Source organism: Sphingobacterium sp. CZ-2, from assembly GCF_004526235.1.
GTDB lineage: Bacteria > Bacteroidota > Bacteroidia > Sphingobacteriales > Sphingobacteriaceae > Sphingobacterium > Sphingobacterium tenebrionis.
Window position 1 is genome coordinate 1,126,264 of record NZ_CP038159.1, and the last position, 14,094, is coordinate 1,140,357.

13 protein-coding genes are annotated in these 14,094 nt (G+C 41.4%); 7 read left to right on the top strand and 6 right to left on the bottom strand.

Annotated features, from left to right (window positions below):
* The first annotated feature begins 227 nt into the window (after nucleotides 1–227).
* From E3D81_RS05115 to E3D81_RS05125, 3 genes are all read left to right on the top strand, one after another.
* Nucleotides 228–479 (top strand): helix-turn-helix domain-containing protein, encoded by a 252-nt coding sequence (locus E3D81_RS05115; protein ID WP_134776668.1) that lies wholly within the window; start codon nucleotides 228–230, stop codon nucleotides 477–479.
* A gap of 20 nt (nucleotides 480–499) precedes the next feature.
* Nucleotides 500–883, top strand: a complete 384-nt coding sequence (locus tag E3D81_RS05120; protein WP_134776669.1) for a hypothetical protein — start codon at nucleotides 500–502, stop codon at nucleotides 881–883.
* A 90-nt stretch (nucleotides 884–973) separates the two neighbouring features.
* Complete coding sequence (locus E3D81_RS05125) at nucleotides 974–1,483, top strand: hypothetical protein (RefSeq protein WP_134776670.1); 510 nt, start codon at nucleotides 974–976, stop codon at nucleotides 1,481–1,483.
* A gap of 116 nt (nucleotides 1,484–1,599) precedes the next feature.
* On the opposite strand, the gene E3D81_RS05130 is transcribed toward E3D81_RS05125, so the two are convergent.
* The 6 genes from E3D81_RS05130 to E3D81_RS05155 all read right to left on the bottom strand — a co-directional run bounded on the left by E3D81_RS05130 (nucleotide 1,600) and on the right by E3D81_RS05155 (nucleotide 10,411).
* Nucleotides 1,600–2,742: a TlpA family protein disulfide reductase gene (locus E3D81_RS05130; protein WP_167554237.1), complete on the bottom strand. Its 1,143-nt coding sequence runs from the start codon at nucleotides 2,740–2,742 to the stop codon at nucleotides 1,600–1,602.
* Nucleotides 2,743–2,887: 145 nt separating this feature from the next.
* Nucleotides 2,888–4,237, bottom strand: coding sequence for a RagB/SusD family nutrient uptake outer membrane protein (locus tag E3D81_RS05135; RefSeq protein WP_134776672.1), 1,350 nt, complete (start codon nucleotides 4,235–4,237; stop codon nucleotides 2,888–2,890).
* A gap of 12 nt (nucleotides 4,238–4,249) precedes the next feature.
* Nucleotides 4,250–7,723 (bottom strand): SusC/RagA family TonB-linked outer membrane protein, encoded by a 3,474-nt coding sequence (locus tag E3D81_RS05140; protein WP_167554238.1) that lies wholly within the window; start codon nucleotides 7,721–7,723, stop codon nucleotides 4,250–4,252.
* A 311-nt stretch (nucleotides 7,724–8,034) separates the two neighbouring features.
* On the bottom strand, nucleotides 8,035–9,114 hold the full coding sequence (locus E3D81_RS05145) for a FecR family protein (protein ID WP_167554239.1): 1,080 nt from the start codon (nucleotides 9,112–9,114) through the stop codon (nucleotides 8,035–8,037).
* A 95-nt stretch (nucleotides 9,115–9,209) separates the two neighbouring features.
* Nucleotides 9,210–9,812, bottom strand: a complete 603-nt coding sequence (locus tag E3D81_RS05150; protein ID WP_167554240.1) for an RNA polymerase sigma factor — start codon at nucleotides 9,810–9,812, stop codon at nucleotides 9,210–9,212.
* A 380-nt stretch (nucleotides 9,813–10,192) separates the two neighbouring features.
* Nucleotides 10,193–10,411 carry a hypothetical protein gene (locus E3D81_RS05155; protein WP_134776676.1) on the bottom strand — a complete coding sequence of 73 codons (219 nt, stop codon included), beginning with the start codon at nucleotides 10,409–10,411 and terminating at the stop codon, nucleotides 10,193–10,195.
* 309 nt (nucleotides 10,412–10,720) lie between these two features.
* Here E3D81_RS05155 and E3D81_RS05160 point away from each other — a divergent pair, with 309 nt between their 5' ends.
* The 4 genes from E3D81_RS05160 (at nucleotide 10,721) to E3D81_RS05175 (ending at nucleotide 13,457) form a co-directional block, all read left to right on the top strand.
* Entirely contained in the window at nucleotides 10,721–11,050 is a 330-nt protein-coding gene (locus E3D81_RS05160) for a hypothetical protein (protein WP_134776677.1), read from the top strand.
* A gap of 297 nt (nucleotides 11,051–11,347) precedes the next feature.
* Nucleotides 11,348–11,623, top strand: coding sequence for a hypothetical protein (locus tag E3D81_RS05165; RefSeq protein ID WP_134776678.1), 276 nt, complete (start codon nucleotides 11,348–11,350; stop codon nucleotides 11,621–11,623).
* A 29-nt stretch (nucleotides 11,624–11,652) separates the two neighbouring features.
* On the top strand, nucleotides 11,653–12,486 hold the full coding sequence (locus E3D81_RS05170; RefSeq protein WP_134776679.1) for a hypothetical protein: 834 nt from the start codon (nucleotides 11,653–11,655) through the stop codon (nucleotides 12,484–12,486).
* A gap of 17 nt (nucleotides 12,487–12,503) precedes the next feature.
* Complete coding sequence (locus E3D81_RS05175) at nucleotides 12,504–13,457, top strand: toprim domain-containing protein (protein WP_134776680.1); 954 nt, start codon at nucleotides 12,504–12,506, stop codon at nucleotides 13,455–13,457.
* The last annotated feature ends 637 nt before the right edge of the window (nucleotides 13,458–14,094 follow it).

Sequence of the window (14,094 nt, forward strand, 5' to 3'; positions counted from 1 at the left end):
GGTTTCCGTTACGAGTATGTTTAATGAAAAACTCTGTCACTACTTGATAGTAATGTTTAGAGTTTCAAATTTATTCTTTTTTATTCATATCAAAGTATTAAAATCATTTCAATCCAAACAAATATAGATACTTTTTTTAAAAAACGAAATATATTTCGGAGTAATTTGTTTAGTGGTATTTGTTTGGACTTTTATTTTTCTTTATGAAATCTAATAGTATGTTTTAAATGGATTTCGAAGCGGAAAAAATAAGGATTGGAATAAGGTGTAGGAAAATAAGAAAAAAACTTGGTTATACCAGTCATGAGACGTTCGCTTATGAAAGAGATTTGGACAGATCCCAATATGGCAAAATCGAGAGTGGAGGATATAATTTGACTTTAAAAGTTATGGTTCGCACTCTTAATGCTTTAAATGTGAGTTTTTCTGAATTTTTTAACGAACAATATGATAAAATCGAATTAGACAAAAACATTTAGTGCTTTTATTTTTTTTGGGAATGGACGAAAAGGAATCATTGGGTAAATATATACAACAACGACTAAGAGAAAGAGGTATCGAGGATAAAGCCGTTGCCGATATTCTTAATCTGTCCGTTAAGACCGTTCCCAAAATTTATAAACAATCTGAAATACCCAGCGACCGTATTGCAAAAATCAGCATATTGTTAAATGAGAATGTCTATTTACACTATTACGGTAGTAAAGAACCATTGAAATCTATCTTAAACCAAAACACCCAAGAATTAGAGCAAAAGGTTTCCAAATTAGAAGCGCTAATTGAACAACACACCAAAACGATAGACGATAAGGATCATATCATCGAACTTCAAAATAAACTTATCGCTGAATTGGAGGAAAAACTATCGAAAGATAACTCTTAAAAGACTATATAACGGCAGGGAAAGACGAGTTATAAAAATGCTCGCTTTTTTATATATTGGTACGACCATGTACATATAAGCTATATAAGTATGAGACCAATAATTATCGCTTATATTTTCTTGTTTGTGGTTTGCTTCACTGGATGTTCAAAAGAGAATACCGTCCAAGAAGAACCAGAAACCCAATTCACCTTTAGGGTGAAGAAAAACGGCTTGGAATGGAAAGTTACTACGGCTAAAGGCTTTTATAATAAAGACGACGGCACATGTCACGTATCGGGTGTCGGTGAAAACAACGAACACCTACATTTCACATTTAAAAAATACCCTCAACGTACAGGCAAATTAGATGAATTTCATTCTGGTGTAATTATCCCATCATGCCCAATATGTGCCAGTCTGTCTGCCTCATACACGCTCAATAGTGTCGAAACAAATAAATTGGAAATTATCGGGTTTGACAATATACAAAACCGGATCATCGGACAATTTAATGTCCAACTGAAAAGAGAACGCCTTTATGATAGTGAGGATTTCGACGAAGAATTAAACACTTATGAGGGGTTGTTTAGTGTCCGGTATGAGGACATAGGATTGTAGAAGAAAAAGCCATTTACCCCTGCGGGCAAATGGCTAACTAAACACTTTGAAACAAATTTATTAACAGGATCAGATACTATAAGATTAAAGTTGTTCGAAATCAGAATATTCCAATCTTAAAGGGAAGTACCATCTATCTCCGTAAGTACAAAAACGTCCATTTCTCTTTCTTCTTTTTCGCATATGATTCCATACTTCAGCAAATTAGCCTTTAATTCTTCGATGCCAATTTCTACATCCATTTGAGCAACCGAAGGATTATAACCTTCGGACTCGTTAACAATAAAATGATTACCAACGATATTGTTATACTTATACACAAAAGCTGAGAGTTTATAGCTGTTACCATCGATTTTCCTTTCGGTATCAGTAAATTGATTATTTTTCTTAAGCACAAGGCATTTGATGGTACGCTTTTCCATCCTTCCGTCCAAGCCAAAAAAAAGATCAAGATCATTTTTGATAAATTTCCGAATCTGGTCAATCGGTTTATCCCCCTTCGTAATAAGATCGTAACACCATATTGCATCCTCCTCCGCTTCGGTGTCCATCTGCTTGTCCTGCCGTTTTAAGAAAGCAGGATTCAGGTACATCGTTTTGTCTTTGACTTCAAGGACAATTCTACTTTTGGGAAGACGGGAGAGATCTTTATAGGCCAGTGAGTAGATATTAATGAGCGACACGTTAGTTGCCCGAAACCTGACACTTGAATCGCTCTCCACAAACGGGCCTCCAAACATGGTAGATATACCATCAATTTTAGGTGTTATCACACTTCTCTGCAAAAAGAAGGATTCATCAGCTCCATTATTACCAATCAATAAAGGTAGGTTGTGATCGTAATCCAATACATCTTTTTTTTCCTTTAATGCAACGTCCCCCTTTAAAACAGCTTTAATATTATCTTCATTTACTTCTCCCGATCCGGTAATGGCCTTGACAATACCATCTCCATCAATCCATACCACGTGGGGTACCATCTTATGAGGGAAAAGTTGGGAGAGCGTACTATCTTCTACGGCAGAATAGAAATCCAACTGAGATAGCACAGGATTCTTTTCGGAAAACGATTTAATATCCACTTCTTTCCCTGCTGTTACAGGTAGAATAATAATATCATCTCCAAACTCCTCTTGCAACTTGTGCATTTTCGGCATAGCCGCTATACATGTGCCACACCAAATGTCCCAGAAGTCAAGGATCAGCAACTTGTTTTTAAAGTCTGAAATTTTTACGGAAGGGGTTTTATAATTAAGCATCTTAATGACCTGTTCAGTATTTACCCTATCACCAATTTTCAACCTTTTAATAGTCTGATCTTGCGCCGAAAGAACAGTACAAAAAACTGTCAAGAAAAATATAAGCACGAATTTCCTGGGTATAATCTCTATGTAACTCATAAGCTTACCTTGGGTTTTGTTGCATACTATTGTTCAATATAACACTATTAGGTATTGGCAAAACATATTTAGGACTATTCGGCTCTAATGTGTAAATCTTTCCATCAATATTTCTTGTTATCGTTTTTGAAAAACGGCTGTCCTTGTTCAATCGTCTTAAATCCGACCACCGTAATCCCCGCCATATTAATTCCTTTCTTCGCTCATCCAAGATAAACCTTAATACAGTTTCATCATTGTCCGAACTGAATGGAATAAATGTACTGTTATAGCGATTTTTTAATAGTTCGTTTACGGTCTGTAAAGCCGTGGTAATATTTCCTGCTCTTGCTTCACATTCAGCTTTTATCAGATAGATTTCGTTGGTAGAAATTCCGGCAAACCACATTCCTGAATTGCCATCGTAATTTCCCCTAAAGGAATAATAGCCCGCTCTGTTTCTAAAGAAAGCTGTTTTTCTAATATCGTTCGATTCATAAGACTTATATAGGTTGCTATCAATTCTTCCATAGGTAATGCTCATCACCATACGCCCAAAATCGTTAGCATGAAAACTTATTTCTTCCTTATAGCGAGGTATCGGGAATGAGGTTGCCGACCCCATTGTTAATGTATTGTAATCAAGTAAAGCATCTGAATAGCTTAAACAAGTGTCTGCGTAAGATAGTGCTTTATCATAGTCTTCCATTGATAAGTATATGCGGGCTAACAGTCCATAGACAGCCTGCTTCGTTGGTGTTGTTTTATATGGGCTATTGACGGATAAAAGTATAACAGCCCTGTTCAAGTCATTGGTAATTTTAGTATAAGTTTCTTCAACCGATGACCTTATAGATTTCTCACCAATATCAGATTTTAACCTTAGTGGAATACCTAAGTCTGTTTGTGCCGTATTTTTCTCATAAGGTTTTGCCCAAAGCTGGGCAACATTGTAAAATGCAAAGGAGCGGAAAAACAAAGCCTCTCCCTCAATTTGGTTTTTTTCTACCGGAACAGGTTCAATTTTCTCCAACTGCTCCAAAATCAAATTGCATGAGTAGATTGCTGCATACATCATCGACCATTCGTTGGTTTCATCATCGTTAAATACATCATCATTCCATGTATAGATGTTTTTTGCTGTTAATGAAGTGAATCTATTCAAATTTTCTGTTTGTACAAATTGATTATCCGTAGCACCATCCTGAATTGAGGGATACCAGCTATTCATTCTCGATGTGTTATACAATAATGCTCTAAGGTCTGCAACCGTGGTCGGTACGACAAGCGATTTATCCGGTTTAACGTCCAAATATTTTTCACATCCTGAAAATGTGATTATTGTAATCAGTAATATTATTATATATCGTGTCATAGTTTCTAAATTTTAAAAGCCTGCTCTTAAACCAAATGAAAAAGTTCTTAGTGGTGATAAATCTCCAAATTCCGGGTCGACGTTATGTTTATCCGCTTTCCATATCGTCCCTAAATTGGTAGCGTACATCAATACCTCCAATCTTTTCAGTTTCCATTTGTTTTCCAATGATTTAATTTGGTAACTAAGGTTGATGTCCTGTAAGCGTATATTGTCTCCCTTTGAAATCAGCACTTCGGCACGTGGATAAAAATAGCCATCCCGATTGTTATTATTCGGATAGACCATTGACGGAATCTGTGTGGTGACTTCATCACCCGGCTTTTGCCATCTTAGACTAAAATCCGAATGCGAACCTGTGCCATTGAATATTGCGTTATAGAACACGCTGTTTCTCCTGAAATAGAACCCTAATTTATAGCTGATATTGAATGAAAGACTTAACCCTTTCCATGAGAACGTATTTCTTAAAGCACCGAAATGTGTAGGAGTGGCGGAGCCATAATAAATCAGTTCTTCTGGTGTGGTTTCGTTGCGGATGGCTGCATAATCTTTGCTTACTTCGCCATGAAGGTAGCCCATAGGGTCGCCTGTTTCGGGGTCAAGACCAGCCCATCGAAATGCAAAAATAGAATAGGCGGGTTTTCCAATGATGGGCGAAATAACCAATCCGCTATTAAGATAATTATTGAGGTCTCTTGTCTCGGCAAGATATTCCGTTATTTTAGTTTTTACGGTACTGTACAGCAAGTCTGTCCGCCATTCAAATGCTTTACGGATATTGACACTATGCAATTGTATATCTATTCCGTTTCCGGTCATGGAAGCCGAATTTCCAAGATAAGTGAACCCTCGGCTACTTAAGGAACCTATTGCACCTGTGGTTTGGTCGATAGGCATATAACCAATAAGGTCGGTATTTTTCTTGTGATAGTATTCAAATGTACCGCTTAAACGTTGTTTTAAAACAGCAAAGTCAAACCCTACATTGAACTGCCCGTTCTTTTCCCAACGAAGATTTTCGTTCGGTGGATTAACTAATACACCATAAGGCGTATTTATTAAATTTCCACCATTGTAATAACGCATTGTGGGCAGAGCCGAAACATTGCGATTGAGGTTACCGCTATAACCGAAAGTCGTCCTTAGCTTCAACAGGTCAAGCCATGTAATATTGATAAACCGTTCATTCGTCAGATGCCAGCTACCACCAACCGACCAAAGTGGGGTAAACCGTTGATTGCTCCTTACTCCAAACAGATTTGAGCCATCTTGTCTTGCACTAATGTTAAGATTATAGCGGTTATCAAACGTATAAGCCCAATTGGTAAAAAAGGATATAAACCTATCGTTAGTTTCGGATGTAAAATATGGATTTGGAATTTTTGCAATTCCACCTGTGGGACTGTACAAAGTATAATCAGTATCGTAATTAACTGCGATAGTCGTCAAAATATGGGGATTATAACCATATTGTGTAGACTGTGTTAGAGTGGTGTTTGCCTGACGAGCCTCTGCTCCAGCAAGACCTGTTAGCTGGTGTTTATCCCAAGTTTTGGAGTAATTCAGTTGTAAACGGAGAGATTGCGACGTGAAGCTGTTTGTTGATTCATTTAAGATATCGCCCAAAGGTATTGGGCGGAATAACGCTCCATCCGTACCAACCTGTGTATAGGTATTTATCCTATCACGGGTATAATAGGATGCCATGCTCCGTATATCTTTTCCTGCTCCCTGTGCGTTTTCATATTGGTATTTGATTTCTACAATCAGCCCTTTGCCAATGTCATAATTCAGCCCTGTATTCAATATCAGGCTGTTTGTTTTCTGCTTATTGTTGATGAGGTTTATTTCGTCCAATGGACGATACGTCCAATCTAATAATCCATTTTGTTTTGTTTCCTGAATATAGTTTGACCGATAATATCGGTCTATTGGTAAAGCGTTTCCATTTTCGTCCGCAATACGGGCATAAGGTAACGAAGAAAAATTGGTAGGTCTTCCTGCGTTTGTGAAGGTATGGGTAAAAAACAAGGCGGCATCCCAACTCAATTTTTTGGAAAGTCGAAACGTATTGTCAGAACGTAGATTATACCGTTTATAACCTCCATCGGTGGTGCTGGTATTGTCATCATAGCCACCAGAAAGATAATAGCTTACATTTTCGCTCTGCCCACTCACGTTTAGGGAATATTGCTGGTTTAGCCCTTTCCTGTAAACGTATTTATTCAATTCCCGACGTATATCGTATTGCGCTAATTCGTTCAGCCCTTGTTGCAATGCGGCATCGGTTAGTAACCCGTGTTTATTTTTATACATTAATTCCACTGCGGGGGATAATGGCACGTAGCCTAACTGCTCATTGGCATCGTAAAAGTTATTGTCAAAAAGCATTTTTTCGACACCTATATAATCCGCAGAAGACATATAAGGCAGTTGCATCATATCCGGCTTTTGAATAAGAGTCATATTGCTGTTAAACGATATGGCAGGCGGCTGGTTCCGTTTGGCTTTCTTGGTCGTTATAACGATTACACCGTTTCCGGCTCTTACGCCCCATATAGAGGCTGCCGTAGCATCCTTTAGAATGGTAATATCTTCTACATCGTTTGGATTGATGCTATTAATATCTCCCTCATAGGGGAAGTTGTTCAATATAATTAGTGGTTGCCTATCAGAAAATATGGTGCTTAAACCCCGGATGCTTATTTCACGATTGCCTCCAAGTTGTCTGTTATCAAACATTACTGAACTGGCGATACCATCCAATCGGCTCAATACATCGGTAGAGATTTGACGATTAAACAATTCGTTGTCGATATGGTCAAATGACCCTGTGGCTCTTTCTTTAGGTATTTTTTGAATACCCGTAGAGAGCGATACACTTACTTCACCCATCTCAGCAGTGAAAGGAGAAAGGGCAATACGCCCCATCTGATATCTTGCGATCAGCCTCCGCGATGTATAACCCAGATACGTGACTTCCAATTGGGTTCCTTCCGACACGTTGCTTAATTGAAAATCGCCATTTTCATCGGCTATTGTCTGTACCGATGTCCGCCTGCCATTGCCGTCTAAAACAAAAATGGTGGCACCCGCGAGAGGTTCACCTTTATCGTTGATAACGCGTCCTCGGATAGGCTCTTGCTCAGTAAGCTGTATTTCAACGGAAGCACTTTCAGTTGCTACGTGCCTATCCTTAATTACAATTGAATTATCTTGTAAAGTGTAATCCAATCCTCGTGGAAGAAGTATCTTATCCAATGCATCTTTTAAAGTCGCCTTGTTCAGCTGTATAGTCACAGGCGTGGCCCGGCTGACCAATTGGTAATCCAGCACAAGGAAATCATAACCGGATTGCTTCCGGATATTGTCGATCACCTTCTGTAAGGAAGTATTCTTTTCATTGAGACTCACCTGCTGGGCCAGTACACCGGCCTGCACCTGTAAGAGCAGTATTGTCATCATGACCATGATCAATTTCATAATCAACAGTATTTTAAACGGTACGCGCCGAAACTGCACACCTTTGTAATAAGCGTTTATTTGCATATTTTTGCTTTGGTTTGAGTTTTACAGAATGATTGTCACAAATTGTTTTTCCCGTTTTGCGGGATAGGTTGGCTCAAACTCCGGCCGGTCGTGCTTCCAACACTTCCGGCTTTTGTCTTTTAGCCCTACCTATTGGTTTCTTAGCCTGTGTTGGGTAGTATCTCTTTATTCATACATAGCGTTTTTAAGTTAAAGATTGATTATTAAATTTCTTGTTTCACTGTTGAAGATTTGCATGGATGGGCTTACATGACAGTGATCACATCACCCGATACCTTAAACCTAACCTTTCCCGTTGTTTCCATAAGATCGAGTACCGCACGGATACTTCGTGAGCGGGAAACAGTACCACCTACCGTAATGGCTTTAGCTTCTTTGCGTTCATAGTGAACCTCGACATTGTACCATCGCGCAACGGAACGGAAGACTTCTTCCAACGTTTCACCCCGAAAGACAAAATCACCTTGTTGCCATGCCAGTACCTGATCAATGTCAGCATCCAATATATGCATATCACCCCCAGAGGAAAGAACGCTCTGCTGTCCGGGCATCAGCGACCTTCCGTTGACCATTACCGCACCTTCTACCAGTGTAGTTTTTAAGCTGGACTCTCCAGAATAGGCTTGTATATTGAATGTCGTACCAAGATCCTCTACCAATTGTCCCTTGCTCTCGACGAAGAATGATCTTTTGGGATCGTCGTGGACGATGAAATATCCCTCTCCTTCGAGGTTAACGCGGCGATCCGAATGCACAAAGCGAGATGGAAAGGTCAGTCTTGAATCGGCATTGAGCCATACCTTTGTACCATCGGGAAGGGTGAAGGCATATACCTGTCCTTTAGCTGTGGTAGCGACAATATCAACGACATCATCCAATGGCAATCCGTCAGCGCCCAAGATCGGGCTTCCGTCATCGTATGTCAAAGATTGCCCCATGATAGCACCTTGTCTGGCACTATCCAACTTGATTGTTCGCCCATCTGCTAATACCAATGTCGCACCATAACCACCCGGCGCAACGTCTTCTGTTTGTGATGTTGTTTGGTTTACATCATCCTGATCCGATTGGTAAACAAATCGCCAAGTCAAAAAAATAAGAGCCAGAACCGCTGCTATAGACGTGTACTTGGCTATGGTACGATAGATATTCCGTGAGGGGTTGGGAGTTATGTTTTTCCAGACACGTCTTTTACGCTTTGACAGATCCCTTGCAGGACTCTGCTCGGGAGCCTTCTCCGCCATTTTGTTGAAATAACTGTTGACTATACGAGCTTCGTCTTTCGTACACTCTCCACGAAGATAGCGGTCAATCAGTTGTTGCATTTTGTCTTGGTTACTTTCCATAAAGTGATCCCATTGATATATAGTGTAGTCGTACAGGACAGGGTATTGTTATAGATAGCCTGTAAAATAATTTATCAGCTATGGCCAATCCACGATAGGAGACCGGTTATTTGCAGGAGCAAGAAGCAGGTTAGACGAGAACGCAGGCGCACAAGCGCATTGTGTATCTGTTGCCGGACAGTACCTTCGGACAGGTTGAGATTGTCCGCTATTTCCTTATTGCTTAGGTAATGTTTTCGGCTCAATTCGAATATAGCCCGCATCTTGGAAGGAAGCTTATCGATTTCACTTTCGATCAGTTGCTGTAGATCACGCTCGATCACGGTATCATCTGTGGACCAAACGCCTTTTTGATAATAATCCTGTAGACCGGCCAAATAGTCGTATCGGCTTTTTTGTTTTCGTGCATGATCTATCAGTGCATAGCGTGCGCTCTGGTAAAGATATGAGCGCACAGAACTTATGGAAGTCTGTGTAGCACTTTCGTACAAAGCCATAAAAATCTCCTGCGTAAGATCCTCTGCCTGGTCGTCATCGTGCAACATCCTGCGATTAAAGGAATAGATAACGGCGAAATAGCGGTCGTACAATTCTGCATAGGCATTCCCGTCTCCCTGAAACATAAGTTCAGCAAGTTCATTGTCGGTATATACCCTGTACTTTGACTTCTTCAACAATATAGCTTTCCGTTATTAATGCGCTCTTTAAACTTAAATAAATTTGAGGGTATACGCAATTGATTCCGTTGGAACTGATCCGTCCAGTTTGTCGATTTTTCCTCTTTAATATGGGGATATTATGATCCCGTTAAAATAAGTAGACGGATACGGAATAGAAATGTTATAGATGGGAATTACTTTTTATTTTCTTTGGTTTTTTTAAGAGCATCTAACTGTGATGTGTATTTCTTTTTTAGATTTTTTAATGACGAATATGACAGCATCAAAATAGATGAGTAATACGAGTTTTTAAATGTATTACAACAATACAGGACAAGGGCGAGTTTATCAAAATTCGCCTTTTTCTTTTTTTTACCACCTACCAGATAGCACAAAACTCAAAGCTGTCTCCGTTCAAATTCTTCGAGAAATCCCTGTTCATCCAGCATCGCCAACATATCGGCATACCATAGATAGGTGAAATCTTTTTTCTTTCGCAAGTCGGGCAGCTTAATCTCCATAATGTCGCCCACGGTTTCCAACCCCATACGTTTAGCACGCTGTATAAACTCAACATCGCTCTGGATGTGGGTTAAGAATATGTCTGTTGATGTCATTTTTTAAATTAGATTATGTGGTGTAAATTAAAAATAAATATCCTATCATCACAAATTTTTCAGCTCAAACATGAAAGATGACGTTTCTATTTCTTAACGGCAGAATGATAAGTTATATTACATTCTCTCCCATGCCAGACCATCGCCAAAGGTCTCCACATTTCTACCACTTTTCCAGTCAATTCAGAACCTCTCTCTATAAAATACCGCACTTTTGAAAATCACCAAAAATCCATTTTAATACTATTTAAACCCACTTTTTGACCAAAGGGTGAAACGTTTCTTTCACCCCCTTACACTGTTTTTGCGTTGGCTCGTTTTCGTGCTTTGTACCCGAATGGAAGAATAAATCCATCGGGAAGAATGAAGTACACGGAACTGGCAACGCTGCTAAAAAATGCAGCCGAACAAGGAACAGCAAACGCAATCAAAGAAGAACAACCTGTTCCCGATCAGTTGACCAAAGCCGACGCTTACCGCCTGTACGGTCGTAGCAATGTGGATAGATGGCTCCGTGAGGGGCTGATCTCCAAACAACAACCTACCGACACTTCCCAAATCTTTTTTGACAGATCGGAACTCGAAGCCGTCGCGGCTTCGAGCAATCGGATCACCTACCTGCCCGCAAGGGACAGGTAAGCGCATCCGCTGCGATAGCGGAGCAAGAACGGTCTTTGACATCGAGGAGTGAAGCATTATCCCGTGAGGAACGGGAAATTTTGCGAAAGTGAGGTAAGCCTAATACTTGGCGGTACCAATATACTGAAAGCGCATTGGCAGGCGATAGCCCGGTCTGTACGGACTGACGTGGGTAGCTCCGACAACTTAACCATAACCGGCAAGAGCGGATCATTTCGGGTTCGTTGCCCGTTGCCGGTTCCAATATGGGAAGACCCAACTTCCCCTTATCAGTAAACCATCAAACCCCAAGAAGCCATGAACATACTATTGACACCGCTGCAATTGCAGACATTGCTTTCCTATGCTGCCGAAATGGGCGCAAAACTGGCCCTGTCCAAAACCGGACACATTCGGCCATACCTCAAAAAATCAGAAGCATTCAAGCGGTACGGACGAAAGAACGTTGAGCATTGGATTGCGCTCGGTATCGTCACCCCCCGAAAGGACGGCGACCACTCCGCAGCGTGGAGGATCGACCGCATGGAGATCGAAGCCGTGAGCAAATCCCGCGAAGCCATGCGTTACCTATAAAACCATCCATCACATCAAAATAAATCCTTATGACATCTTACAAAAACAACACACCATCCAACGGACTCCCCGACCTCGTTTCCCTGCTCAAAGCATTAGGGCATGAACCTGTAGCTATCAATGGCGATGAATTTGGATACGCCAGCGTGTTCGGAAAACGAACCAACAACAAAATAGTCCTGACAGTCAACCAACAATTTAAAAGCTGGTTTGACAGCTCACTCGGCAAGGGGGGCAACCTCATGGATTTTGCCTGTACCTATTGGCCACTTCTTTCCTCTGGACGGATCGAAGAAAAACTGCGGGAAATACAAGCCCAATCAGCTAAAAAAGATAGACGACTGCGAAAACGGAAAGCAACCAAGATACCCCATTATCAGATCGATCGCGCCCGCCCTTTGGGATACAACCATGAGGTTACCGATTTTCTAATGGAAAGCGGGCTCTGGGAACTCGCCGATCTGAATATCCGGGAAGTCTATTATTATGTAACCGACCAAAAAGGCAACCGCAAGGACTTTTGTGCCGCAGGCTGGATGAACGAAAATGGCGGTTGGGAAGTGCGCGCCCAAAACTATACGGGCTGTATCGGTACAAAGGGAATGACCTTTATTTCGGCAAGTGAAACCGCGCTTGCCATATTCCCCGAATATGTGGACTATCTGAAAAGACGGAACGACCAGCACCTGCACTACGCATCGGTACTGATACTGAACCATCCCGAATTTGTGTCCGCAGCGCTGAAACGTGCCAGCCATTTTGAAAAGGTACTGCTCTATATCGATGAAACGAGAGACGGATACCAATTGGCGACCGAAGCATTCACCCAAAAACTACCGCATGCCGAAGTTATACCCCTTTAATTATCCAATCCCTGCTTATGTCAAAATATGTAAACGTGGACGACCTGCGGGAAATCCCAATTTCGGACTTTCTGGCCCGGCTCGGCCACCATCCGGTACGGAAAACGGGCAAGGAACTCTTTTACCACAGCATGCTACGGGAAACCAAGCAAGACACCCCATCGCTGACCGTTTGGGATGAGGGCGGAAAATGGATCGACCGGGGTGGCCCGAACTCGACAGGCATCCAGGGCGGTAGTATCGTCCAGCTTGGCCTTGCCTATTGGCCCCAGCTTTCCTTTGTCGAGGTACTGAACAAGATAAAGGATACCTGCGATATGCAGGCATCCATGATACCAGCTTATAAACCCGTGAAATCCCCCACAGAAAAAGAACAAAAAGGCTATACCTTTGAACTCGTGCGGACACAGCCAGTCGGCAGAAACTTTGTCCTGACCAAATATCTTGAAGAACGTGGGATATTGGACGTTGCACATGGACACCTGCACGAAATCTATTACAGAAACCGTCTTGACAACGAAAATAAAAGCATTTTCTACGCCATTGGCTGGAAGAACGATCAGGATAATTGGGAGTTTACCAATGCCAAAGGTTTCAAGAGCAGTATCGGCAAGAAAGGTATATCCGTGATCCCCGGCAATCCAGACCATGCCGTTCTCTTTGAGGGTTATATGGACTATCTAAGTTGGCTTAAAGTGAACCGCCCTGATCCTGCACCGACCGCCATCGTCCTAAATTCCATTGTCCAGTTAAAGAATGCCATCGAGCGAGTGAAAGGCATACCCACCGTAGACGTGTATTTCGACAATGACGATCCCGGTCGCAACTGTACACAAAGGCTGATCGAAGCCGTGCCACAGGCCAAAGATCGTTCGGGTGTTTATGGGGCTTACAAGGATTACAACGATATGCTAAGAGCTGCCCTAAATGAGCATGAATTACAGCACCAACGGGCGGGGCCCAAGCGTTGATTTTTGGAGGGGTCGAAATCAGTTATTCAGCTATATAGATAACTGGATATTGGTATATATCGATAGCTATCTATATAGCCATCCCGATATACAGATATTCATATATCCCGATATTTCGATAGACAGCTATGCAGATAGCAATACATATAGATATACATATATCCCGATATAGGTATATCCTGATAGGTAGCGATATGGATATATGTATATCCACATATCCATATATACAGATATTCAGATAACTGCACATCCCGATATACAGCTATCCATATATACATCTATCCCGATAGCTGTATATATGGATATATGACCGATTTAAACGTGGTTTATCAATCGGTCATCCCCAACCCTATATGCGAAAAACACCCCCCAAACCCACTTTTTTGCCCCTTGCGGTATAACCCCACTTTTTTGTTTTGTGGTGTGCAAGTTGTGTTTTTGTACGTACGGCTCTCGTACCTCGATGCCGTACCCACAAAAACCAACTTGCCCCGGAACAGACCAACTCCGATGGAGCAGGTCTGCACCAGGGTAGGAAAAAGGTCGCAACTCCATTTTTCTCCTGCCAAGCGCACCACATCCGCCGACAACGGCGAAACATCCATAAACCCTTAAAACCATTACCATGCTAAGACAC